This window comes from Njordella calcicola, from assembly GCF_056494125.1.
Map to the genome: position 1 here is coordinate 152700 of NZ_CM151396.1, position 24171 is coordinate 176870.

At 54.1% G+C, this 24171-nt stretch carries 21 protein-coding genes and 5 tRNA genes; 21 read left to right on the forward strand and 5 right to left on the reverse strand.

The features are described 5' to 3' along the window. The first annotated feature begins 22 nt into the window (after positions 1-22). The 6 genes from SH302x_RS00525 to SH302x_RS00550 all read left to right on the forward strand — a co-directional run bounded on the left by SH302x_RS00525 (position 23) and on the right by SH302x_RS00550 (position 7513). Entirely contained in the window at positions 23-1210 is a 1188-nt protein-coding gene (locus tag SH302x_RS00525) for a PDZ domain-containing protein (protein WP_479366558.1), read from the forward strand. A 49-nt stretch (positions 1211-1259) separates the two neighbouring features. After that, positions 1260-1703: a 3-hydroxyacyl-ACP dehydratase FabZ family protein gene (locus tag SH302x_RS00530; RefSeq protein ID WP_479366559.1), complete on the forward strand. Its 444-nt coding sequence runs from the start codon at positions 1260-1262 to the stop codon at positions 1701-1703. Between the two features lie 255 nt (positions 1704-1958). Continuing rightward, positions 1959-3263, forward strand: a complete 1305-nt coding sequence (locus SH302x_RS00535; protein WP_479366561.1) for a lipopolysaccharide biosynthesis protein — start codon at positions 1959-1961, stop codon at positions 3261-3263. A 93-nt stretch (positions 3264-3356) separates the two neighbouring features. After that, a complete protein-coding gene (locus SH302x_RS00540; RefSeq protein WP_479366562.1) occupies positions 3357-3899 on the forward strand; it encodes a DUF6677 family protein in 543 nt (180 codons plus the stop codon). A 45-nt stretch (positions 3900-3944) separates the two neighbouring features. Continuing rightward, positions 3945-5918, forward strand: a complete 1974-nt coding sequence (argS, locus tag SH302x_RS00545; protein WP_479366564.1) for an arginine--tRNA ligase — start codon at positions 3945-3947, stop codon at positions 5916-5918. Between the two features lie 737 nt (positions 5919-6655). Further along, positions 6656-7513: a WecB/TagA/CpsF family glycosyltransferase gene (locus tag SH302x_RS00550; protein WP_479366565.1), complete on the forward strand. Its 858-nt coding sequence runs from the start codon at positions 6656-6658 to the stop codon at positions 7511-7513. A 42-nt stretch (positions 7514-7555) separates the two neighbouring features. Here SH302x_RS00550 and SH302x_RS00555 read toward each other — a convergent pair whose 3' ends face one another. After that, positions 7556-8374, reverse strand: coding sequence for a type III pantothenate kinase (locus tag SH302x_RS00555; protein ID WP_479366566.1), 819 nt, complete (start codon positions 8372-8374; stop codon positions 7556-7558). 256 nt (positions 8375-8630) lie between these two features. Between SH302x_RS00555 and SH302x_RS00560 the strand changes: the two genes are divergently transcribed. From SH302x_RS00560 to SH302x_RS00580, 5 genes are all read left to right on the forward strand, one after another. After that, positions 8631-9347, forward strand: coding sequence for a PEP-CTERM sorting domain-containing protein (locus SH302x_RS00560; RefSeq protein WP_479366567.1), 717 nt, complete (start codon positions 8631-8633; stop codon positions 9345-9347). A 69-nt stretch (positions 9348-9416) separates the two neighbouring features. Then, positions 9417-10316, forward strand: a complete 900-nt coding sequence (locus SH302x_RS00565) for a DUF1559 domain-containing protein (RefSeq protein WP_479366568.1) — start codon at positions 9417-9419, stop codon at positions 10314-10316. 34 nt (positions 10317-10350) lie between these two features. Further along, positions 10351-10785 (forward strand): hypothetical protein, encoded by a 435-nt coding sequence (locus SH302x_RS00570; RefSeq protein ID WP_479366570.1) that lies wholly within the window; start codon positions 10351-10353, stop codon positions 10783-10785. A 24-nt stretch (positions 10786-10809) separates the two neighbouring features. Further along, positions 10810-11844, forward strand: a complete 1035-nt coding sequence (locus tag SH302x_RS00575) for a Kelch repeat-containing protein (RefSeq protein ID WP_479366572.1) — start codon at positions 10810-10812, stop codon at positions 11842-11844. Between the two features lie 21 nt (positions 11845-11865). Next, positions 11866-12546 carry a hypothetical protein gene (locus SH302x_RS00580; RefSeq protein ID WP_479366573.1) on the forward strand — a complete coding sequence of 227 codons (681 nt, stop codon included), beginning with the start codon at positions 11866-11868 and terminating at the stop codon, positions 12544-12546. Positions 12547-12685: 139 nt separating this feature from the next. Here the strand turns inward: SH302x_RS00580 and SH302x_RS00585 are convergent, their stop codons facing one another. Then, positions 12686-14935 carry a hypothetical protein gene (locus tag SH302x_RS00585; protein ID WP_479366574.1) on the reverse strand — a complete coding sequence of 750 codons (2250 nt, stop codon included), beginning with the start codon at positions 14933-14935 and terminating at the stop codon, positions 12686-12688. Positions 14936-15418: 483 nt separating this feature from the next. On the opposite strand from SH302x_RS00585, the gene SH302x_RS00590 reads away from it, so the two are divergent. Beyond that, positions 15419-15871 (forward strand): ferritin-like domain-containing protein, encoded by a 453-nt coding sequence (locus tag SH302x_RS00590; protein ID WP_479366575.1) that lies wholly within the window; start codon positions 15419-15421, stop codon positions 15869-15871. Positions 15872-15975: 104 nt separating this feature from the next. Here the strand turns inward: SH302x_RS00590 and SH302x_RS00595 are convergent, their stop codons facing one another. The 3 genes from SH302x_RS00595 to cbiE all read right to left on the reverse strand — a co-directional run bounded on the left by SH302x_RS00595 (position 15976) and on the right by cbiE (position 18082). Next, entirely contained in the window at positions 15976-16329 is a 354-nt protein-coding gene (locus SH302x_RS00595) for a hypothetical protein (RefSeq protein ID WP_479366577.1), read from the reverse strand. A gap of 39 nt (positions 16330-16368) precedes the next feature. Beyond that, positions 16369-16641, reverse strand: a complete 273-nt coding sequence (gene hemP / locus SH302x_RS00600; RefSeq protein WP_479366578.1) for a hemin uptake protein HemP — start codon at positions 16639-16641, stop codon at positions 16369-16371. Positions 16642-16834: 193 nt separating this feature from the next. Continuing rightward, positions 16835-18082 (reverse strand): precorrin-6y C5,15-methyltransferase (decarboxylating) subunit CbiE, encoded by a 1248-nt coding sequence (gene cbiE, locus SH302x_RS00605; protein WP_479366580.1) that lies wholly within the window; start codon positions 18080-18082, stop codon positions 16835-16837. A gap of 309 nt (positions 18083-18391) precedes the next feature. Here cbiE and SH302x_RS00610 point away from each other — a divergent pair, with 309 nt between their 5' ends. The 9 genes from SH302x_RS00610 to nusG all read left to right on the forward strand — a co-directional run bounded on the left by SH302x_RS00610 (position 18392) and on the right by nusG (position 24117). After that, positions 18392-20602 carry a hypothetical protein gene (locus tag SH302x_RS00610; RefSeq protein ID WP_479366582.1) on the forward strand — a complete coding sequence of 737 codons (2211 nt, stop codon included), beginning with the start codon at positions 18392-18394 and terminating at the stop codon, positions 20600-20602. A gap of 226 nt (positions 20603-20828) precedes the next feature. Next, positions 20829-20901 (forward strand) — tRNA-Thr (locus tag SH302x_RS00615). Positions 20902-20944: 43 nt separating this feature from the next. Beyond that, a tRNA-Tyr gene (locus SH302x_RS00620) sits at positions 20945-21025 on the forward strand. Positions 21026-21113: 88 nt separating this feature from the next. Beyond that, positions 21114-21184: transfer RNA gene (locus SH302x_RS00625), tRNA-Gly, on the forward strand. A gap of 18 nt (positions 21185-21202) precedes the next feature. Further along, a tRNA-Thr gene (locus SH302x_RS00630) sits at positions 21203-21275 on the forward strand. Between the two features lie 131 nt (positions 21276-21406). After that, entirely contained in the window at positions 21407-22603 is a 1197-nt protein-coding gene (gene tuf, locus SH302x_RS00635) for an elongation factor Tu (protein WP_479366583.1), read from the forward strand. A 96-nt stretch (positions 22604-22699) separates the two neighbouring features. After that, positions 22700-22772: transfer RNA gene (locus SH302x_RS00640), tRNA-Trp, on the forward strand. 121 nt (positions 22773-22893) lie between these two features. Next, on the forward strand, positions 22894-23352 hold the full coding sequence (gene secE, locus SH302x_RS00645) for a preprotein translocase subunit SecE (protein ID WP_479366584.1): 459 nt from the start codon (positions 22894-22896) through the stop codon (positions 23350-23352). Between the two features lie 180 nt (positions 23353-23532). After that, positions 23533-24117, forward strand: a complete 585-nt coding sequence (nusG, locus tag SH302x_RS00650; protein ID WP_479366585.1) for a transcription termination/antitermination protein NusG — start codon at positions 23533-23535, stop codon at positions 24115-24117. Positions 24118-24171 lie beyond the last annotated feature (54 nt).

Sequence of the window (24171 nt, forward strand, 5' to 3'; positions counted from 1 at the left end):
CGTTTTAGGGATGGGGTGCTGCATGTGGTTGATACACAGCACGGTCGCGAGCGCGGGAGCTCAAGATTTCTTTCAGCAACTGCAGGACACGCTGGGGGTACCCTCTACAGCAGATCCGGCGCGAGAACGCCAAGCCGTCGAATCGGACGAATCTTTGCCAGCGCCCAAAGCTCCGGCGCAAGCAGGCGGGCCACGCGACCGTTCTTCGGCCATACCCGGTTCTGCGCCACCGGCGGTTACACAAGTTCCTTCACCGTTCGTTGACCCAGTTCCAGATCTGGAATCGGATGCCCCCTCGCTACAACCTAACCCAGGGCCCGGCGATCGGCCGTATTTCGGGATCACCGTGGAGCAGATGGAAGGTGGCGGGGTGGGGCTGCGGGTGGTAGAGGTCACCGCGAACTCGCCGGGTTGGAAAGCCGGCATCACCCCTGGCGACAACTTACTGGCCATCGATGGCAAGGCGGTTTCTGGGCTCGATCAACTGGCAGGGGAAATACTGCAGCATGCTCCTGGCGAGGTCGTTAAGTGCTTGATTGATCGTCGTGGCCGATCGTTGACTTTGCCCGTTGTATTAGGTTCGGCCGCATTAGCCCAGCGCAGTGGTTTGCAATCGTCGCCAGCTTCAGGGTTACCGCCTTATGTGCCCATTGGCCCTGGAGCGGACGCTTTGGAGTCAGAGCCCGATTTGAGTTTTGATCCGGTGCCCAGTGAGCGTAACAAGCCCCGCGCGAGCTTAGGAATTTCCGTCGAGCGTTTGAGTGAGTCGGCGCGACAACGCTATGGCATACCTGTGCATCGCGGCGCGATGGTGGCCGCCGTGACCAACGATTCACCCGCTATGCGGGGGGGGCTCCGGTCCGGTGACTGTATCGTGGAAATCGATTCGGTGGTCATTCAGTCGGATGTCGAGTTGCTGAACTGGGCAATGACCGCTCAACCCGGTCAAATTGCGACCGTGCGTTATTTCCGTGGGCGAGATTTGCAGACAGCGAAGATTCGATTGGCGGCCAGCAACGGACCACTGGTCAATCCGGGCGATGTGTTGCGTGAGCGTCCCGAACTGCCTGATCGCGGCGGTTTGGGCAATGCACCTGGCGATGAAGCCTCTCGCATTCAGATGCAGCAGTTGGAAAGCCAGATCCAGGCCATGCAGCGAGAGTTGCAGCGAGCTCAAGAAGAGCTAGAGGTTCTGCGCAACAGTCGTTAAGATGGCACGCTTTTCATCTCGCACGCTCCCACTCATTTCGGTCCCGCTTATGTCCATTGAATCTCTCGACGCATCTATAACCAATGCGATCCCACATCGTCCGCCGATGTTGTTGGTCGATGAAATTTTGGAAAAGACCGAAAACACGATCACATGCCGCAAGACTTTTCGGCCCGAGGAGTACTTTACTCAGGGGCATTTTCCCGATTTTCCATTAGTCCCCGGCGTGATTTTATGTGAGTGTGCGTTGCAGAGCGGCGCGATCTTGCTCAGCGATAAAACGCCGCAAACAGGTTATGTACCCGTTGCGACTCGACTGGATAACGTGAAATTTAAGCAGATGGTTCGGCCTGGAGATACAATCGAAATTGCGGTAGTGCTTAACGAAGTTGTGTCGACGGCTTATTTTATGACTGGCAAGGTGACGGTGGGTGGCAAACTTGCGGCCCGCTTGGATTTCGCTTGCTCGGTCGCACCTAAGCCGGGCGCATAAACTGCCGGAGTCCGTAAATTCCGAAAGAACGTGCGAACTTCTGCCAGTTTGACGCCAGAAATTTCGAGCGGCCGGTACGTTTTGGAAATAACATAAAGTATGCCTCGGTCGGCTGACTCGACAGATCGCCACGCAATTTCACAAACCTATCCGAAAAGGGGTCTGACCCTCTCCGGCGAGGCAAAAACACCACCGATATCGACTAGTCTCGAAAGGGTCAGACCCCTTTTCGGATAGGCTCTTAGTCCATAAGAATTGTCTCAAACATCCCAGTTACCGGTCGCCGAAACTCCTGAGCACCCAACCGTCCAACCGGCATTGGGCGCGAAGCTTCGCAAGTTCACTGGAATCGCCAGCACGATTGGCGTGTCGCTGGGCGTTTTCGGATTCTTCGCGATCCAAGGCATCGTGCTGGCTCGCATGTTGGGGCCGACGGGTCGCGGCGAATTCGCGGTAGCCAATCTTTACGGCCAAGCGTTATTGTACGTTTGCATGTTGGGGGCTCCTGAGATCTTTGCTCGCCTGGCAGCTACGCGGCCGGAGGACGCTGCGATACGCCGCTCCGCGCTGCGATTTGCACTGGCCACTGGCGGCTTTACCATCGTGCTGTGCACCCTGCTCAGCGCGCTAACGATTAAACCTGACCAAAGCTACCTGATGCCGATGGCGGTGATTTGCTGCGTCGCCGCTGCTGCTCAGCAAATACGGATAGCGATTCAGTCGGTCGATCACGGCAAGCGGGCCATGTTTCGCTATAACGCGTGTCGCTTGATCGCCGGTGCGCTCTTTCCGGTTGGCTTGTTGGTGGGTTGGGCTTTGGGAGCGACCAGCGTCCAGTCGGCAGCAACCATTTTGCTCACCACCTCAATCGTTGCCATTGGTCTTTGCCAGTGGGGAATGACAGAAAGCTGGCTGGGCGATTCAGTGGTGACCGTGACACAGGCATTCCGTTCCGCTAAATCTTTGATGGGTTCAATCGCGATTAACGAGCTGATGGAACGCTCGGATATGATCTTGATCGTTTGGTTTCTGTCAGCGACCCAGTTGGATGTGGTTGGCGCCTACGCAGCAGCGGTGCCTGTGGCGTCGGTCATGTTGATTTTTCCAAATGCGGTGGGGCTGTACGTTTTCAATCGAGCTGCTCGGCCTGAGGAGGCGGTTACGCTCAATGAGTTGTGGACGACCATCGTAGCTTTGTTTGGAATTCAGATTGTCTTCGGAATAGGGTTGGCCATTGCGTTACCCATGCTGCTGCCCTTTCTGTACGGCGAGCGTTTTGAGATTGCGGTTGCATTCGCTCAAGCATTGATTCCTGCGGCAGCGCTGCGAGGGCTGTTACAGGCAGGCGATTCCTATCTGCGAGCTCGCGGGCTTTCGATGGCTAGTATTCCTCCGCGGATCGCAGGGCTTGTGCTGATCTATGCCACGTCGATTTTCGCGTGGCCGTGGTTAGGTGCGTTTGCTGTTCCATTGGGGCTGACGCTGGCGCAACTGCTGAGCTGTATCTGGATTATGTGGACAATTCATCGGGATGTAGTCCGATTTACACAATCCTCTTGACTATGTTCTAAATGCGAAAAAAGCAGTACACTTTCTCAATTCGTCAGCGAAACAGAGCCTCTCAACGCGGAACACAAAAAGACAGACACAGGCATGGCCGACCAAATTATACAAACACACGATGGCGTACAGTTGAATCTGAAATCCCCGCTGGTGGCTGCGATCCTAGCATTTCTTTTTCCAGGGGCAGGGCACGCTTACCAGGGGCGGAATTTCAAAGCGATCGCGTACTCGATCTGTATCCTGGGTTTGTTCTTCGGTGGTTTATGGATCGGCGATGGCAAGGTCGTGTACAGCTCTTGGACCAATGAAGATTACCGTTGGCAGTATGGGTTGCAAGCGGCGGTGGGTTTGCCAGCAGCTCCCGCGGCGCTGCAAGCTTACTGGTTGAAAAAATACAACCGCACGTTTGCGGGCAGCAGTTATATGGCCAAGCCGACCAGTACCTTTGTGCTGGACAAATGGCACTTGAATTCATCAGCCGGATTTGATCTGGGCACACTCTACACGATGATCGCCGGCATTCTCAACATTCTGGTCATTTTAGATGCCATTGGGGGGCCTTTGCCACCGCCCAAACACGGTCAACGCAAAGACAAAAAGGCCGCTGAGTCACCTACTGAGCAAGCTGCATAGGCTTGCGACAGGATCGCTTATTCTACTTCTCTAAGAAACATTGCCATGCAGTTACTGGAACTAGTTCGTCAGCAAGTGAGCACAATCCTTGGAAGCTTTACTGCCAACGCCGCTCAGCATGCGATGCGCGTTTCTCCGACCAAGGATGCTGCGCTGGGTGATTATCAAGCCAACGTGGTCTTCGCTTTAGCAAAAGAGTTACAATGCAAGCCCGAGGAGCTCGCCGAAGCGATCGCAACTCATCTGCGCCAAAGCCACATGTTTGAAACCGTAGAAGTCGCTGGCAAAGGTTTTATTAACATGCGACTGGCGGCCAGTGTCGTGCATGAAGCAATCGTACAATCGGCCAGCGATGGTCGCTGTGGCGTATCGATGATTGCTTCGCCCAAGACCTATGTCGTCGATTTCTCTTCACCCAATGTTGCCAAGCCGATGCATGTCGGTCATATCCGATCGACCGTCATCGGCGATGCGATTGCACGGACCTTGCGCTTCTTGGGACACCATGTCATCACCGACAATCATTTAGGTGACTGGGGAACGCAGTTTGGCATGATCATCTACGGCTACAAACATTTTGTCGATCAAGCTCGTTATAGCGAGCAGCCGGTGCAAGAGCTCAGCCGTTTGTATCGCTTGGTCCAGCAGCTAATCGGTTATCAAGCGGCCGTGGAAGATCTGCCTAAGCTGCAGCAGCAAAGCTTGGATGCTCAGCAAGCTGTGCAGACGGCCGAAGCGAGCTTGGAGGGCAATGCCAAAGACAAAGCCTTAGAGAAAACTGCGAGGGCTGCTCGCAGACGCTTTGACACTATCAAGGAAGATATTGCCGCGACAGAATCAAAGATCAACGCCTTACAAGCCAGCGCCGATCTCCTGGCGATCTCTGATCAGCATCCACGTATTGAGGCGGCTTGTCTCCGGGAAACAGCGTTGTTGCATGCAGGGGATCCAACTAATATCGGATTGTGGCAACAGTTCATGCCGTACTGTTTAGAGTCGATTGAAAGCGTCTACGATGCGCTGAATGTACAATTCGATCATCAACTGGGTGAAAGCTTCTATCATGATCGACTGGCTGCGGTCGTGGAAGAGCTGCAAGCCAAGAGCTTGGCGCAGGAAAGCGAAGGAGCGATGTGCGTCTTCTTGGATGGCTTTGACGCCCCCATGATCGTCCAAAAGCAAGATGGAGCTTATTTGTATGCGACCACCGATTTGGCCACTGTCCAATATCGAGTCGAAACGTTTGACCCTGATGTTGTCTTGTACGTGGTCGATCATCGTCAAAGCGAACACTTTCAGAAGTTCTTTGCGGCTTCGAAGGCCATGGGATATGAGCTGGATTTGCGTCATATTAGCTTTGGGACTGTTTTAGGAACCGATGGCAAGCCATTCAAGACTCGTTCAGGCGATGTCGTAGGGTTAGAGTCCTTGTTGGAGGAAGCCATTGAGAGAGCTCGAGCGGTTGTTTGCGATCCCGAGCGGCTGAACAAAGCGGCCATCCAGATGGATGCATTGGAGCAAGATGCGATTGCCACCACGGTTGGACTAGGCGCGATCAAGTACGCGGACTTGTCGCACAATCGGACCAGCGATTATGTGTTTGATCTAGAGAAGATGGTGCAGTTGGAAGGTAACACGGCGACTTATATTCAGTATTCTTATGCGCGAGCGGCGAGCATTCTGCGCAAGTTAGAAGCAGAGCAGGGGGGGGCGTCCGATCAAGTGCCCGCGGTGGAGGAGATTGCGATCAGCCACTCTGCCGAGCGTAGTTTGGCTTTGCAGTTATTGCGGTTTGAGGATGCGATCGTTGGTTCGATGGAAGACTATCAGCCGAGTATTTTGGCCGATTATTTGTTTGAGACATCGAGGCTCTTTGCATCGTTTTTCGATCAGTGTCCAGTAGCGAAGGCAGAATCGCCAATGGCGTTGGCGACACGTCGGTTGCTGGTGAATTTCAGTCGTCAAGTGCTTAAGCGAGGCCTGGAGTTGCTTGGCATTAGCGTTGTTGAGCGGATGTAGGCAGCGTTGTGATCGCTGGCGCATCAATTATTCAAGCTTTGCTGGCCGCGTCTTGCCTAGTTCGAACCGCGAAGCGGGGCGATGTGCCCAGTCTTCGCAATGAGATTGGCCCGCGAACTTAGCACACCAATCCTGTTGCGACGCGTTGGGGCAAGCCCAACGGTCGCTCTTCGCGATCTCAGAACGTTGTGCCTTGGTCTCTTGTCTTTCCAATGCTCCCGGCTTGTCCGGGAGATCCTTCCGTTTCTTGCTAGAGAGCGAGGTTAACTAGCGAGGAGCCGAACGATCCACCGGGCGAGCCGGTGGGATTCCCGTTATGGCGGGCTCTTTGCTGTAGCGAGAAACCCAACCAACCACTGGACAAGCCAGTGGGATTTGGTTCACGCGTTGGGGCAAGCCCAACGGTCGCTCAGGACTCGCCTTCACAACGAATGACGCTGCGTTCAGAAAGCGAAGCTGGGCCCTGTGCCAGCGGTAGCCATGAGATTGGTACGATAAAGCGACCTTTTTGCCGGCCTACTACGACTCCCGCAGGAGGGTGACGAAGAACGCGTGCGCCGGACGTCGTCCGATGGGTAGCTCGCCCGCGAGCATCGTATTTGGTGCTCGATACGTTAGTGGTTTTGGAGCTTAACGCACTCAATTTGTTTGCTTTGTGCCGGTTTTGTAATATCCTTTGAGTATCATTTGTTCCATTCGAGTCGGCGGTCCACCGGAAAGTGGGCTAGTCGGCATCCATGTTCTCACCCTCACACATTCGACATTGCAAAGAAGTAGCCGGACGCTGCATGATTGACTTAGGGAAAAAGAATCTCATCGGCGTGCAGATCGACGCGGTAGACTACGAAGGTGCGGTCGCTAGGATTATGGCGGCTGCAGCTCAAAAGCGACGTTGTACCACCACCGCCCTGGCGGTTCATGGCGTCATGACAGGGGCACTCGATCCCGAGCAACGCTATCGCTTGAATCATCTGGATCTGGTGGTACCCGATGGAATGCCCGTTCGTTGGGGACTGAACTTGGTGCACAAAACGAAACTGCCCGATCGTGTTTATGGGCCAAACTTGATGCTTAAGGTTTGCGAAGCGGCCGCCAGCACCGGTGTGCCGATTTATCTCTTTGGTAGCGACGCTGGCACGCTCGAGCGACTTTCCGGTAATCTCTTGCAAAAGTACCCGCAGTTACAGATCGCGGGCATGAAGCCGTCGCAGTTCCGTCAACTGGAGCCCGCCGAATGCGATGCGATGATCAGCGATATTCAAGCCAGTGGAGCGGGCATCACCTTTGTCGGGATTGGCTGTCCGCGGCAGGAGGTTTGGGCGTATGAGTTTGGCGATCGATTGCAAATGCCCGTGCTGACCGTAGGGGCTGCTTATGCATTTCATGCAGGTACGCTTTCGCAAGCGCCCGCGTGGATTCAAAACAACGGCTTAGAGTGGCTGTATCGATTCTCTAAAGAGCCCAGGCGATTGTGGCGGCGCTATGTGTACTTGAATCCCGCTTATCTGACGCTGTTGGCCCTGCAATGGCTGGGGCTGAAGAAGTACGCCGCTGACAGTGCCCGGCAGCCGACGCAAGCGATGCGTTACGGTTGAGCCCGTTGGTGGTTGCTCTGCGAGCCGCAGCAGCAAGCCCTATCATTTGCAGAGCAGCGAGAGGCCTTTGAGGACCAGGTTCGAGACAAGGGTTACAGGCATATCGTCGATCACCAATTCTGTCGCCCCACCACCGGTTGCCACGACGGGTAGATTGGCCCCAAATTGCTCGCAGTACTTTCGATAAGTCCAATCGACACCGCCTCGCATGCAGTGCGATACGCCCAGTCGCATGGCATCGACCGTGTTCTTGCCTGGGGGAAGGACGGATGGTCCTCGCAACGACCGGGATGGCAGCTTCAAAAGTTCGCCGGGCTGTACCAAGTCGATTTCGAAGTGTTTGGCATCGACTTCGATCTTGGGTAAGCGGTCGGTCTTTTCTGCCAAGCTGCTGTAGAGCGTCGTTTCGCTGGGCAAGATCACGCCGCCTTGGTAGATGCCCTGTTTGTCCATCAAGTCGATCGTGACCGCCGTGCCGACTTGTAAGACAATCAGCGGTTTTGACTTTCCAAACATCGACCAAGCGGCGTGGGCGGCCAGCAATCGATCGATGCCGACGTTTTCCGGGGCGTCGACGGCGATTTGGATTGGGATTGCTCGATAGTCAATTAAGTGGGGCTGGACGGACGAGGCACTGCGAATGTATTGGGTCAGGGTTTCGCAGTGCGGGCGATTCACTGAGCTGACCAAGATGGAGTCACATGCGCGGGCCGCATCGCGCAGTTCTTGGCACTGGAGCGCCGTTTGGTGAGCCGCCCAGGCCAAGCGGATGGGGCTAGTGGAAAACGCCCGAGTTGCAGGTCGAAAGTTGGCGAATTTCAGGGCCGAGTTACCGATATCGATCAGGAGTGTTTCGTGCATTTGAGGAGTGCAAATGGGGCTGGCAGGTAATGCAAAACATGCATCGTCAGGTTTTTGAAACTTTTTCGCAATGCAGCTTGACAAAAACGACGAGATAGTCATATTGAGACACGATCTCAATAGCCACGTCCAGCCAGCGACGGCCTGACAGCAAGTCAGGCGTGACGGAGTTTAGCCAGCAAGATGGGGATGAGTAGATCAGGTTTCGGATGTGCCGACCTGAACTTCGCTTCTTCGTTTTCGCTTAGGTTTTGCAATGCTTCGTTTGATTTGTTCGACGTTCATGGTTCTTTTGTCCGCTCAGTTTTCGATGGCTGCAATTTTGACTCCATCGACCTCGGACGCTCGTTTCGGCTGGAATCGCGGCGATGCCAACACGTTCTATAGTGGTTGGGATAATTTTGGCGAACCCTTTACCCAGTTTACTTCGAACAGCTCTCCAGAGTTCTTTAGTGGGACCAATCCCGGTCCTGTGACACTAGCAGATCTCACTGGTGATGCAGGCATTACGTCGACTCGGAATATTTACAATGCCTTAGGGGCAAATCCGCTGTCTTTCTCAGCGTCGATCCCTTCGTTCGATCTTGGTGAAGGTTTTCAAACTCGCGTCGCCGTACAATTCAGGACTCGCGGTGGTGATCTTAATTTCGGCAGTTTGCTGCTGAACAATTTCGCGCCGACATTTCAGGAAGAGACCGGACGGCAAGTGATCCAGTTACCGGGCGGTTCGCCAGCTCCCGGCGCTCCAAGTTCAGTAACTGTCATTGATTATCTAGCCGTTTGGGATTTCTCGTCCACTGAATCGGTCTACGACCTTCGGTTCGCGATGGGCGGCTTGAACACGTCGCTAGACCAGCTCCACATCGATGGTGCGGTAACGGCGATTCCTGAGCCTGCTTCCATGACTGTGCTTGGATTGGCGGCTGGGGTAGGTGCTTGGCGAATGCGAAGACGTAAGGCTGCAGCGGTCTAGGCCCTTAAATGAGTCGTTAAAGAGAAGAGTCTTTAAAAGTTCCAAAGGTTTTGAAAGATGGAGTTTTTGATGTCTGGAAACCAACCTGTGCACTCGTTGAGTCGCCCTGTGAGCCGTGCTGGACGCAGGTCAGCGTTTACCCTGGTAGAACTGCTGGTGGTGATTGCCATTATTGGAATCTTGGCTGGTTTGATCATGCCATCGATTCATTCGGCGCGTGAGGCAGCTCGCAAGATGAGTTGTGGTAGCAACCTGCGTCAAATTGGGTTTGCTTTGCATTCGTACAGCGATATTTATCGGCAACTGCCACCGACCATTTTGCCCAATGGTGGCAGTGGGTTTATGTCGATTCTGCCGCAACTGGACGAAGCGCCGCTCTATAATGGATTTAACTTCAGCGTCTCGATGTCGCGGGAGCCCAATGCAACGGCTCGGAAAGCAACGCCGCCGATCTATATTTGTCCAAGTACGGTGTTTTTGGAGAGGCCACGCAATCGTGGTTTTTCGAGTTACGCGTTTTCAACGGGCAGCGAGTATTATCGAACTTCGCTGAACAAAGGCGCGATGGTGGATTCCTTTAACATCCTAAGCTGGAATCGCAATGATTTGTTGATGGGGCCAACGTCGATCGCTGGGATGTCCACGGCTGATGGCGCGTCGAATATTCTGTTGGTGGGTGAGTTAAGTTTTACGTTGCGGGATGTTCAGCCGAATCGCGGGTTTACCCAGTGGGCGGAAGGGTATCCGTTCCATTCGGCAGGCTCGATGGCTGGGCGATTCAATGCTCGCGATAATAGTCGATTTGATTTTCGAACTTGGGAGACCTTCCGTAGTCATCACGTAGGCATGGTGCAGTTTGTCTTTTGTGACGGATCGGTGCATGCCATTAGTGAAGCGACTGATGCATTGGTGTTAGATAATTTGGCAGATCGCAACGAAGGTAACTTTTCAAGTCGATTGGAGTTGTAGTGTGCTTGCGAGTTGGCTGAGCGAAAGAAATTCAATGAAACCCAGAGCGCTGGCTGGCTGCATGGCGATTGTGCTGCTAGCGATAAGTTTCCTGAGTTTAGCTGGTTGCAAACAGGCAACTGGCCCTTCGGTGTCGGTGCAAGGGGAAGTCAAAGTCGAAGGTTACTCGATGGACGAAGGTTTGATTACGTTCGTTCCCATTGCAGGCACCCCTGGGCCCAAAGTATCAGCGTCGATTGAGGCTGGTAAGTATGTGATTGCGCCTGAGCAAGGATTGCGGACAGGCAGCTTCAATGTCGAGGTGTACGGTTTGCCGCCTGGGATTAAAGCCATGATGAATGGCCAGCCCGTTTCGCATGAGAAGTCGAATTATCGCGAGATCGCGCCGCAGTATAACTCGCAGACCAGGTTGGGAGCAGTACTGAAGGAAGGCGAGAACTTGCATTCTTTTGAAGTTGAATATCAGTAGGTTTAACCCGGAATAGGAAACGAAATGCGTCTAAGCAAAGTTTTGATTTTATCGTCTCTGGCTGCTTCACTTTTTATGGCTAGCGCCTTTCGTGAGCGATGTTTGGCTGAAAGCAGTAGTTCGGCGGCAGAACGATCTGCGTTCAAGGCGGCAGAAATCCCGCTGACGCTGACTAGTTTTGGTGCAGCACGATGGGAAAACAAGGTCTACATTTACGGCGGTCATACCGGTGATGCTCATACTTATTCAGTGAAAGAGCAATCCAACCAATTGCTAAGTTTGGATTTGGATCATCCTGAGCAGCCATGGCAGGTGGTTAGTGAGTCGACGCGTTTGCAGGGCTTGGCCTTGGTCGCATACAACGGCAAGATAATTCGAGTGGGTGGGTTTACGGCTCTGAATGAAGAAGGCGAAGAGCATGTGCTGAAGTCATCGTCCGAAGTAGCCGCCTTTGATGTGGCTAGCGGTCAATGGGAAAACTTGCCATCGTTGCCGCAGCCTCGTTCGAGCCATGATGCGATTTTAGTTGGCTCCAAATTGTACGTTGTTGGTGGTTGGCAGTTGGATGGTGGATCAAACGACTCGCAGTGGCACGATACGGCTTATGCGATGGACCTAGCAGCAGAGGAGCTCAAGTGGTCGCCATTAGCAACGCCGCCATTTCAACGCCGTGCTCTGAGTTTGGTTGCCTGCGGTGACACGATTGCCGCGATTGGTGGCATGGAGCCCGAAGGCAAGATCACCAAGAGCACGATGATGTACTCGCCGGCGGAGGATGCTTGGCATGCAGGTCCTGAATTGGTTGGCGAAGGCCGCATGACGGGCTTTGGTACCGCGGCGATTGCGGTCAACGGTACCGTCTTGGTTAGTACCATTGACGGCGGATTGCAAGAGTTGAAGTTTGGTGACAGCCAATGGAAACCGCGTGGCAAGACGGAAGATGCTCGCTTCTTTCACGAGCTGATTGCATTGGATGCTGACCGCGTGTTGGTGTTGGGCGGGGCGAATATGGAGCACGGTAAGTTTCAAAATATCGAAGTCATTTCTGTTTCAAAATAAATCTACAAAGGTAAATGTATTATGCGTATTCGAATTCAAGCCCTGGCTCTCGCGATTCTGGCAAGTGGTTTTACCGCTTCGGTCCAAGCACACTTCCCATGGTTGGCAACCAACAGCGATGGTAAAGCGATTCTCTTCTTTGGCGAGAACCCAGCCGATCGTACTTATAAACTGCCCGCTTCGATTGCCGCGGCTAAAGTTTATGCGGCGGACCAGCAACTGGAATTGAGCCCGCTGGAGTCGGACGATTTCGTGGGTTTGATTTCCAAAGAACCGGTTGTTGCCAAGTCAGCATTGGCATCGCAGGTCACTTTCGGAATTTATCATGGAACTCGTTTGGAGTACTATGTTCAGCATGAAGGCGGCCCATTGCCCAAAGCAAAGCCTGAGAAGGCAACAGAAGGCAAGAAAGGCTTGCATGCGATGTTGGTCGATACGGAGCATGGTGTCGACGTTTATGTTCATTTTGATGGCCAGCCCATCAAGAGCGCTGAAGTGAAGCTTTACTGCGCCGAAGGTCATGAAGAAGCCAAAGCAACGACAGACAAAGAAGGCAAAGTTTCCTTCACCGATAAGGAGGTCGAGGAAGGATTAAACGCTATTTTGGTTGGCCTCACGCTGGACGACAAATCCGGCGAGTTGGATGGCAAGCCCTATAAGACGGAGTCACACTATTTGACTGCAACTTTCCAGAGCGAATAAAGGCATCTGTTTGGTTCGCAAACCTTCTTGATTAACCAAGACCAGCAGCCCGCGTTAGCGGGCTGTTATCGTTAGTTGGTCGCAGCCATCCGGCCCAAGGGCCGGATGAGAAATGCTTTCCGCCTGTGCCCCGCGCGGACTAGCGGACACGACCGCGTCCGGCGCCACGGTCCGGGCTGCCGCCGCGGCCGCCGCTTGGGATCGAAGGCATCGAGCGGTTGAGACCAGCGGAGCGGCCTACGCTGCCACCACTTGGCGGACCACTCCCGCCCGCAGAGATTCGCGGTGCCGCCGAACGCTGCGGCGGTGCGCTCGGACGCGATATGTTAGGCGCTGCGGATCGCTGCCGTGGTGCGACCGACTGTTGAAGCTCCGCGCTGGGGCGATTCATGCTCCGAGCGGGTGACTCGGGTCGATTCAAGCTCGGGCGTGTAGGATTGAGTGTCACCCTGGGGGGGGCAGCCCTTGGGGTGCTGCTTCCGCTTGGAGAAACATTCGGGGAAGCACCCGGCAAACCCGCGGCCGGACGACCGGGCTGACCGTTCCGAAGAGCAGGTGCAGTTCCCTGCAATGGAGTCGCTCGCTGTGGCGGTGCAGCGGCTTGCTGCTGCTGCTGCGTGGTCGGCCTGCCGGAAATCGCCCCTGGCGCTGCGGCGCTAGCGCGACCCAAGCTTCCCTGAGGCGTCTGCCGCGCGGCTCCTGGAACCCCTCGGATTTCTGCACGCGGCCGGGCAGCGTCGGGTGGAGCTACTTCATCGCCGGTTTGGCCTCGGGGCGAGCGGTCAGATAATGAATCGGCAGCGGCCCGCGGCAGACGGCGCTGGCCGTTGGGGCCATCGGGGCCATCTGCGTTTGATCTGCCCGATCCAAAACGGACCGCCGGCGGCAATTGCAGCCGCGCGCTGGCAGCTACCGAGGCTTTACCTTCCTCGCCGACTCGGACGCCGCTGCTCTCTCCTCGCTCGCGATCGAACCCTGCGCGGGCACCTCCGCCCGGGCTTCGGCCGACAGCGTTGCGAGCTTCCGCGTTGCGGCGGAGGTCAGCGAGCGAGCTGGTATCCGTTCGCTCGCTTCGCCACTGGTTGCGATCCTCAGTCGACAGATTCCTGTAACGGTCTTGCTCTCGCTGCGCAACATCGCGAAATGGCTCTCCCAAACGGCCATCATTCCATCTCGGTTCACCCTGTCCCGCTGGGCCGCCATGAAAATTGCGATCAAAGTCTCGGCCAAAGCTCCCGTCTCGGCCGGAGCCCTGCCAGGATTGTTGCCGATCCAACTGCTCGCGGTAGGTCCGCGGCGGTCGACGGTCAGCTTGGTTGACGTAGGTGATGTGTTGGTTGTTGATTAGCTGGAAGTAGTTGATTCCTCGCGACTGGAAGTTGCGGCTCTGGGAAACGAACAGTGGATCATAACCCCAAGGACCGCGATGCATGCCAAATCCGCGGTGAAAAGTATGCCAGGGATAGAAGCCGTACGGATTGAACCCGAATTGGTTGCCCCGAAACTGATTGGATCCTCTCCCATAGAAGTCACCGAAGTAGTAATGCCGAAAGCCTGGACGCACCCAGAGATGGGCCTGTAGCGCTGCGGTAAGTAAGGAAATCCGCGGAGTGAACAAGAACCCAGGCTGCGCATAGACTGGCTGGTTGAACAAAAATGGCGCGAATGCGGTACCTCGCCCAACTAGCGGGTAGTCCCAATAACCGGACGAGTAGACGTAGCCACTGGGTGTCCAGAGGTAACGTTCGGGCATCCAGACCCAATCTGAACGGCCTTGCGTCCAATAACCTGGCCGCCAAGCATAACTGGTGTTTTGCCATACCCAGCAACCTGGGGTCCAGAAATGTTCAGCGGTGGGTGGCTGACTCGTGGGACCAAGTTCAAGTGATTCTGGCGGCGATTCAGCAATATATTCGACTTCCATCCGCTCATTGGCCAACCAAGTGCCGGACACCCACTGGTAGCGGCCATTGACCTCTGCCCAGTAGCCCGGCAGCCATCGCTGGCCTGGCGGGATTTTTCGCCAAACGCCGCTGATCCAGATGAAATCGCTGCGGTCGTCGTCCCAGAACCAGTAGCCCGGAATCCATTCGACATTCGGCTCATCCAGTGTTTGTTCCGGGGGAAGCTCGGGGACTGCTGATGGCGGCGCGCGGTCTACGATGACACCCTCAAGGGGTTCCTGGTTATACTGCTCTGCAAAGGCCTCATGTAGCGGGCCGTGCAACAGGGTTTCTCCAAAATCTTCAAGGCCATCGGCCGGATTCGACGGTATTCCGGCCTGTGAGACCGCTAAATCTACGGCCGGTACGGCAAAGGGCTGTGCGAAGCCAGAGCTTCCCAACAGGCCCCACAACATAAAAGTGCTTAACCATCGGCTTAAAATCATGATATTCACCTGCCTCTACGCCAATTCACGTCATTGTTGCCGCGATTGAAATTTTGTGATCCTTCCAATTTTTGATTTCCTCAATTGACGCCTGCCTGCAGCGAAATACATACATTTCATCAGGCGGCGGCAACTTACTTCGTAGTCCTAGAATGCACTGGGTGTGCCGTTTCCGTAAAAGGCATGTCAATTAGGTGTCGCAAAACCATCGCGGCCCATTCATCTGGCGCGATAGCAAGAGCTCAAGTTCAAAGTTTTTCCAGGGATTATCAGCGCTTCAAATTTCCTAATCCTGACCGCAACCACAATAGTAGCTGACTAAAAAAAGACGCGTTACAACACTCGCAATGCAGTCATACTGATGACACATGTGGGCAAATTGATGGGCTCTGTGCCGAACCGAGTTGACAGCGATGAGTTGTCAAAAGTCAGAAAATACAGTCAAATGCACGGAAATGTTTTCAACTAAAAAGGAAGAGTGTCATGAATAAGCAAGCCGTGATTGACCAATTAAATGAGATCCTCAAGCATGAGTGGACTGGCGTGGTGCAATATTCGCAGGCCAGTTTCATTATTGAAGGGGTTTGGCGAGAGGTATATGCAGAGAAGTTTGAAGGTGATGCGAAGGAGTCCTTCAAGCATGCCAAGCTGATCGGAGACAAGATTGTCGCTATGGGTGGGGTGCCGGTTGCAACTCGCAATGAGATCAAGCAATCTCGTGACTTGCAAGAAGTGCTTAAGTACAGCTTGGAGTTTGAATCCAAAGCGGTCGAGATGTACACCAAAGCGTTGGAGATGGCCGAAGGCGATCGTCCGCTGGTGATCTTCTTGGAAGACATCTTGATTGACGAGCAAGAAGGTGTGGAAGAGTACACCAAGCTACTCCGAAATTCCGCAGCCGCTGCATCGGGCCAGACGGTCAGCAAGACCGCATAGTTGTATAATGAAGTTCGATGCGAGGAGTGGTTGCTGGCAACGGCAGCCCCTCGTATTGAGCAGATTTAATCAGTATGACTTGATTTTTCGTTCTGTCGCAAAGCTTAACTTGCGCGGGTGAACGACAAGATGCCTTCTTCTTCTGGGCACTGGTCGGCGGTCTGCATTCGGTAGTTTCGCGTGGGCCGCTTTGGAGAGGCCATGTCGGAGGCACGACCGGTAAGCAGTACTTTCAGAGCCACCAGTTGATCGCGGTTCATGGCCACGCGGCTTTGGGTAAACCAGCCGACGTCGGGAGCAAAACTTTCCTGCTGCAGAATCATTTGCTCGATGCCGCACACCGTACGTTCCTTGATGACCAGCATGCGTTGGTGCGGTGTGTCCGAGGAGGAAAGTACATCAAGCACTTCGGTTTTCGCGGTAAATTCTTCGACACAATGGAGAGGAATCTGGGCCATGCGATGTTCCAATGGGTGGGGCTTGTCTGGAGGTGGGGCTTATTTGTTCAATACCAGTCGACCGTTTCGAGTCGACTTGAGTTCGTAAACGGCATCGCCATAGCGAATCATGATTCGCTGGCTGCCTTTGGCAAGGTCCTCAAAACGAAACTGCGGCGTGTTGTGGCTTGTGTCCAAACTGCCCAATGGGCTTGTGTCGTTGGACATTTCACCAGTCTTCTCGCAGACTGCATCACTGCTATTGCCAATGACAGGCTGCTCATCATTACTTGCCAAGGTATTGCTCCAGGTTTGCAGGAGTTCGATTTGCATTGTTCCACTTTTCTCCATGAAGATTTCGACGGAAGGTCGATTTCAAGCGTTGGATTACCTGGCGTGGCGTGCTTGGGCAAATCGTCCTCCGACATTTCCCTGGCTGGCTAGCCGCTGTTGCTATTGAGAATCTGTCTCATTAGGATAGCGGCTCATCGATTTTCGTCAACAGAGCTTGTGATAAATATTCTGATTACGGCTTTGTGGCTTTCACCAGGAAGGCGGGGTTGGTGGATTCCAGGCGAACGGTGTCGAGTTGTGAGTTCAATTTCGAGACTTGCAGCATCCAGATTTCGGGTTCGACATGGTGGGTATTCATGAACTGTTCTTGGAGGGCGACCACGTTATTGAGGCTGCTGACGTTGGCGACCAAGCGGCCGCCGGTGGGCAGGATGTCCCAGACCGACTGGCAGATGCTGGCGACTGCCCGTCCGGTTCCGCCGATGAAGACAGCGTTGGGGGCTGGCAGCGAGCTGAAGGCGGCGGGGGCTTCGCCCAGCACGGGCGTCAGGTTGGAGACGCCGAAGCGACGGGCGTTTTCTTGCAGCAGGCCGTAATCTTCGGGGTCCATTTCGATAGCAAAAACGTGGCCTTGATGGCAGATTTGGGCTGCTTCGATGGCAACCGAGCCGCTGCCAGCGCCGACATCCCAGACGATGGAGTCGGGTTCGATTTCCAGTTCGGACAGAGCCAATGAGCGGATTTCGCTGCCGGTGACCAGTCCGCGTTTGGGTTTGCTTTGCAAAAAGAGGTCATCTCGGTTTCCAAACAGTCGTACGCCTTGCAGTTCGCGCGGGCGATCTGGAGCGCCCGGTTTTCGGATCAAGATCATCACGTTCAGGGCGTTGAACTTTTGTTTGGCAATTTCGGCGACGGTGCCGCGGGTGACACGTTCGTCGGGCGAGCCGATATTCTCGCAGATGTAGACGGTAAAATAGTCGATGCCGAAATCTGCCATGCGGCCTGCGATGGCTTGGGGCGTTGTTTCGTCGCTGGTAAACAGACCGACTTTGGTACTGGTGCGGATGCGGTCGACCAGTTTGTCCAGGGGCATCGAGCCTACGCTGCTCAGGAATGCCTCTTCCCAGCTTTCTTTGACGCGAGCGAACGCCAGTTGCATGCTGCTGACGTGCGGCAGGACCTCAAATCGCTCTTTGCCCAAGCGGTCGCAGAGGAAGCGAGCTGTGCCGTAGAAAAGCGGATCGCCATAAGTCAGCAGGACTGCGGTGCCGGTCTCAAAGCGGTCGATGGCGTTGGCTAGTTGATCCAGGTCGGCGGAAACCGTTTGTTTTTTGGCGGGTAGGTGTTCTACTTTTTTCAGCAGAGCAGGGCTGCCGATGATCATGTCGGCCGCTTCAATTTTGGCGTTAGCGGACCGAGTGAGACCGTCTAGACCGTCATCACCGATGCCGATAATGAAAACTTTGCCCTGCGCTGTCATGCTAAAATTCCTTGGCTTTTACTTAGGTTTTGGTTGATTCTGCTGCATGATAATCGATTCCGCGGGAATATTCATGTGGTCCGGTAGTCAGGTCGCTTTATCGGTGCCCAGGCTTGTTGTAGGGGTGTAAGCGTGTTTAGGCCGACCGCAACAGAGAAAAAGGGCCGTATTCGCGGCCTTTGTGTGGATCGCGGCAAATTGAGCCTGTGACTTTTGATGTCGTCAGATTCGCTGAGAGTTGGTAAGATGCTTGGCCAAGTGTGGTGGAAATCAACAAATCCGGGTAGTCAATCCAGAGTATAGAACACAATGTCATTGAATATTTACGACGCGTGTCCGTGTGGTTCGGGCAAGAAGATCAAGTTTTGCAAGTGCCACGAGTACTTGGCCGAAATGGACAAGATCACACGCATGATTGACGGCGAGCAGTTTGTGGCTGCTTTGGATCAGATCAACAGCTATTTGAAAACTTTGCCTTCCGAGCCATGGTTGCTGGCATTGAAGTGTCAGGTTTTGTTGCGTTTGGGCGAAATTGAATCGCTGGAAGAAGCGTCTGCCAAGTTTATACGTCTGCAGCCGGACAATCCGTTGGCCAAGCTGAATCGGTCGATGGTCGCGTTGGTGCGAGGATCGCTGGAGGAAGCTGCCACTTTGTATCTACAGGCAATTTATTCGCCGACGTTGGAGCCGTCGATGTTGCTGTTGACAGTTATTTCCAACTTGGTCGATATGTTGACCAAGTTTGGGCATCCGCTGTCTGCCTATCTGCATCTGGAATTGGCGATGGATCGCTTTGAAGGCATCGAAAATGTCACGGCTCGATTGTCGGCCAGTTTGATCCAAAATACAGCGATCAGTTTGTTGTGCCGCGACACGCTTCCTTCGCCACCAGCTTGCGAAGACACGGATTTTGCCGAGCGTTATCGGGAAGCGATCGCCATGATGTACGGCGGTGATGTTCCTCATGCGAAAACAAAATTGGAGGGGATACAGCGAGAGTTCGGAAGCCATCCGGCTATTTTAATGGCTTTGCTGCACTGCAAGTTGTTTTTGGTCGATTCGACCGGAGCGGCGGAAACGTGTTTGCGTTTGGTGGGCGAGCAGTCGTTGCCGCTGGAGCAGCGAGCTTATTTCTATGCGTTGGCGACGGAAGTGCAGGCGTCCAAAGCGGGTGCTTCGGCGACGGCGCACGTGGTTGAATACGCCATTGAGGATGAGTCCGCGTTAGAAGCCAAGATCATGGCGTCATCGTTGTTGGCTGCGGTGGCGGACGACGAGTCGAAGGCGTTCGTGCAGCAGGTGGTGCGAGAGGAAGTGCCGCCTCGACTCGTGGCCGACATTCGCTGTTTGATTGAGGGCAGTCCTGTTGCCGCGCTTTCGCCAAGTTTGTCGGTGGGTTTGTTGGCCGTATTTGGCAAGCAGACTGATAAGCCAGCGCGGCTGTTGCTGATGTACAACAGTGAGGTTTTGGCGGCGCGTCAGGATCATATCGTGGCGGTTTTGGCCGAGCTTGGCTTGCAAGGGGCTGCTGCGACGCGGGACGACAAGCAGCCTGCTAGTTATTTAGCCGTACTGACTTCGCCGGTGGCAGTGAAGCCGCCGGAGCAGATCAATACCGACGAGATTCCGGGGGAAGGCGTGTTGGCTGAGTTCGTGCGGAGTCTGAGGATTTCGGAATTGAGGAACTCCAAGTTTTCCGCTTTCAATGGCAAGACCTTTGAGGAAGCGGCCAAGGATCCTGCTTATCAGGCCGAATGTTCTGGATTGTTGCTGCACTACTTGGCCAGTGGTCAGTCGGGGCTGGATTCGCGAGATTATCGTCGGATTCAAGACGAGTTGGGATTGCCTAAGCCAAAGTTGGCGGTGGATGCCGATGGTTTTGATTTGGTAGGCGGAGCGTACTATTACTGGGCTGATTTCGCTCAATTGCCAGCGATTGAGATGGCTGGTTTGGCGCGATCGGCCATGCAGCGGCAGCATTCGGAAGTTTTTGCCGAGTATTTGAGTGTGTTGCAGGGAGTATCGCTGGAGGCCGAGCAGGCGGTCGAAATCGATTTGCTCAAGCGTCAGTTGGCGCTTTCGTTGGCACGAACGTATGATGATAAGCTAGCGCAGATCGAAGACTACTATAGTGCATTGAGGACAGCCGGTCAGCCTTCTGGCGAGGTCGGGATAGCTTGGTTCCAGTTGCTGTCGGCTTTGCGTCGCAATGAAGAAGCTGGTGCGGTCTTGCGTCGGGTTGTTTCGGAGAATCAGGACGATCCGGCGGTGCGCGAGTTTGTCTATATGTTAAACATGCAAATGGAGCAGATGCGAAAAGCGGGTGCGGCGGGCGCGAACCCCAACGCGTTGCAGTCGGGTCTATTTCGTCGGGCGGCAGAGCAGTCGCGTGGGGAAGTAGCTTCGGCTGGGGCGTCGGGTTTATGGACTCCTGGTCAAAGCGAACCGCAGCCTGCTCCGTCTCAGTCGGCCTCATCGCCAGCAAGTGGCGGCAGCGGACTTTGGATTCCTGGCCAGTAAGCTGGTGGGGGGCGAGAGTCTCTTGGGCATTGCGAGCAAAGGACACTTGGCGGATTTGGGACAAAAAATCATCGCAATCGTGAAATTGGCACTCAAATCTGTCTTGCGACTTTGGGGCGGGGCAGTACACTTTTGCACTCTCTGTGGACAGCGGTCGCGCGCCGAATGACATCGGTGGCAATTGGAAAGCTACTGCCGTCCATAAGCTAGAGTGCTCATAAGGCACGCCAGCGTAGCTCAGTTGGTAGAGCAGCTGATTTGTAATCAGCTTGTCGGGGGTTCGAATCCCTTCGCTGGCTCTTTGCGGGTTTGTCGTCTGCAGTTAGGGTTGATAGATATAGAGGAAGGTTGCCCGAGTGGTTAAAGGGGACGGACTGTAAATCCGTTGCTTCGGCTACGTAGGTTCGAATCCTACACCTTCCATTAAAAGGCTTTAAGCTGTAGGCTTTAAGCTGCGGGGAGGTCTTAGTCTTCCTGCGGTTTGTGGTTGAGTGTTTAAGGTTTGCCGCAAGCGGGTGTAGCTCAATGGTAGAGCAGCAGCCTTCCAAGCTGAATACGAGGGTTCGATTCCCTTCACCCGCTCTGCTTCGATAGATGCAAGCTGCTGTAGCTCAGTTGGTAGAGCACTTCCTTGGTAAGGAAGAGGTCATGGGTTCAAGTCCCATCAGCAGCTCTCATTTGTCGGTGTTTTGGGTTTCGTTGCCCATGGCGTTTTTGCCGAGGTGACAACGATTTGTATTCATTTGTCACGCGCGTGGGAACGAACCTCACGGCTTTTTTAGTATGTTTGTGGGTATTTGAAAGATGGCCAAAGAGCAATTCGAACGTAAGAAACCGCACTGCAATGTAGGCACGATTGGTCATATTGACCATGGTAAGACCACCACGACTGGTGCGTTGCTTGCGGTTCAGGCAGCCAAGGGTTTGGCGCAAGCCAAGGCTTATTCCGAAATCGCAAAGGGTGGTACCGTGCGCGATGAAACCAAAACGGTGACGATCGCTGCGTCGCACGTGGAGTATGAGTCGGAGAATCGGCATTATGCGCACATCGACTGTCCTGGTCACGCGGACTTTATTAAGAACATGATTACCGGTGCTGCCCAGATGGACGGCGCGATTTTGGTGGTGAGTGCAGCGGACGGCCCGATGCCTCAGACGAAAGAGCACGTGTTGTTGGCTCGCCAAGTAGGTGTGCCTGCGATCGTTGTTTTCTTGAACAAGTGCGACTTGGTCGATGACGAAGAGTTGCTTGAGTTGGTTGAGCTTGAGATTCGTGAATTGCTCAGCAAGTACGACTTCCCTGGCGATGATACTCCGATCGTGCGTGGCAACGCCAAGGCTGCTTATGATAAGCCTGCTGATCCAGAAGCTAGCAAGTGTATTACGGAGTTGATCGCGGCGATTGATTCGCACGTGCCGCAGCCTTCCCGTGATGAAGACAAGCCATTCTTGATGGCGATTGAAGACGTGTTCAGTATCGAAGGTCGTGGTACTGTTGCGACCGGTCGTATTGAGCGTGGCGTGATCAAGGTTGGTGAAGAAGTCGAGATCGTTGGTTTGCAAGAAGGCAAGACGAAGACGACGGTCACTGGTGTTGAGCAGTTCCGTAAGGAAATGAAAGAAGGCAAGGCTGGCGATAACGTTGGTTGCTTGTTGCGTGGCGTGAAGCGTGAGGATATTGAGCGTGGTCAGGTTTTGGCTAAGCCGAACTCGATCACTCCGCACAAGAAGTTCCATGCTGAAGTTTATTGCTTGAGCAAAGAGGAAGGTGGTCGTCATACGCCTTTCTTCAGTGGTTATCGTCCTCAGTTCTACTTCCGTACGACGGACGTAACTGGCAGTGCAAACTTGGTAGGTGCCGAGATGTGTATGCCTGGTGATAACGTCAAGCTGGAAGTGGAATTGCACAAGACAGTTGCGATTGACGAAGGCGTTCGTTTCGCTATCCGTGAAGGTGGCAAGACGGTTGGTTCGGGTGTCGTCAGCAAGATTATTGAGTAGTCTTGTTGAGGTGTGAGTCGCCGGCGATTGGTTCGCTGTGTTGGCTTGGTGTTGTAAATGGCTGGCTCTCGCCCTTGCGGGTGAGGGTTGGTCGACAGGGGTGTAGCTCAATTGGCAGAGCACCGGTTTCCAAAACCGGGGGTTGCGGGTTCGATTCCCTCCGCCCCTGCTGCATGATTTTGAACGCCAGCGGTTGTTTGTTGGCGGTTGGGTTATGTTGTCGGTCCTCAGGTGCTGTTGTTTTGGCGGTGCTGAGTGGTTGATTGAAGGGATTTAGGGTTTTATTGGCGATGGCAAGCGATAACGCAACTTCGGAACGATCGTTGTGGAGCGCCCTGTTTTTGGGCGACATCTATAAGCGAAATCAGGGTCGCATTGTCAGGCAGGTAACTTGCTTGACGGTGTGGGTTGCGGTTGCCATGGCGGCTTGGCGTCTGTACGAGGTGGTGTTGCAGCAGGCTTCCTTTGGTGGGTTGTCTGAGAGCACTGCGGTTGTGTTGCGTCGAGGGATACCGTTGTTGATTTTGGCGGCGGGAATGTGGTTTGGTTATCGAGTGGTCAATTGGCCTCGATTCGCGGACTTTTTGATCTCGGTGGAAGCTGAGATGCATAAAGTTTCGTGGCCAACGCGTTCTGAGCTTGTCAAGGCTTCGTCGGTTGTTATATTCGTGATCTTTTTCCTGGCGATGTTGTTGTTCGCATATGATCTCATATGGGCATCGATATTCCAGTTTTTTAATATTTCCTAACGGCGATTCATCGTGGCTTGCGTGGGCGATTCTCTTGGTTGAGGTCGTTTGTGTAGGGTCAAATGGGTACCGCCAGGAGGTTTTCGCGGCGAGCTGGCAGTGGTTGTTATCGGTAAGCGGTGACGGCTTTTGGTCGGTTTGTTTGACGGGAATCGTTGGTACTGGCGCGAAGGGTTCATCGTGAACGATACTAAAGATACGCAATCATCGGACGTTCCATCGCAGGATCTGCGTTGGTATATTTTGAAGGTTGCATTTAATCGCGAAGACACTGTGGCTGAGGCGTTGCGCAAGCGAATTGCGTTGTCTGGCATGCAGGAGAGCTTCGATGAGATCTTGGTTCCCACAGAAGATGTGGTTGAGTTTACACGGACCGGGAAGCGCAAAGTAGTGAAGCGCAAGCTTTATCCCGGCTATATCATGGTTCGCATGGCGGTGCATGATGATTCTTGGTTTCTCGTTCGCGAGGTCCCTGGTATTGGTGATTTCACTGGTGCTGCAGGCAAGCCTACGCCGATGCGGGATGACGAGGTGGAGCGGATTATCCGCTTGGCGCGTCCTCCTGAAGATGAGGAGCAGGGTATCAAGACTTCCATTCCGTTTCGCAGCGGTGATCGTGTTCGGGTGAAGGAAGGTAATTTTCAGAACCTTGAAGGCGATGTGGATCGGATTGATGAGGCTAACGGTCGTGTAACGGTGATCATTAGCATCTTTGGTCGCAGTACTCCCGTCGAGTTGGATCACTGGCAAATCGAGTCGATTTGATTTGCTTGGTGGTCTCAAGCTGGCGTTCTTAGGGGGTTGGTCTCGCGAGGCGTC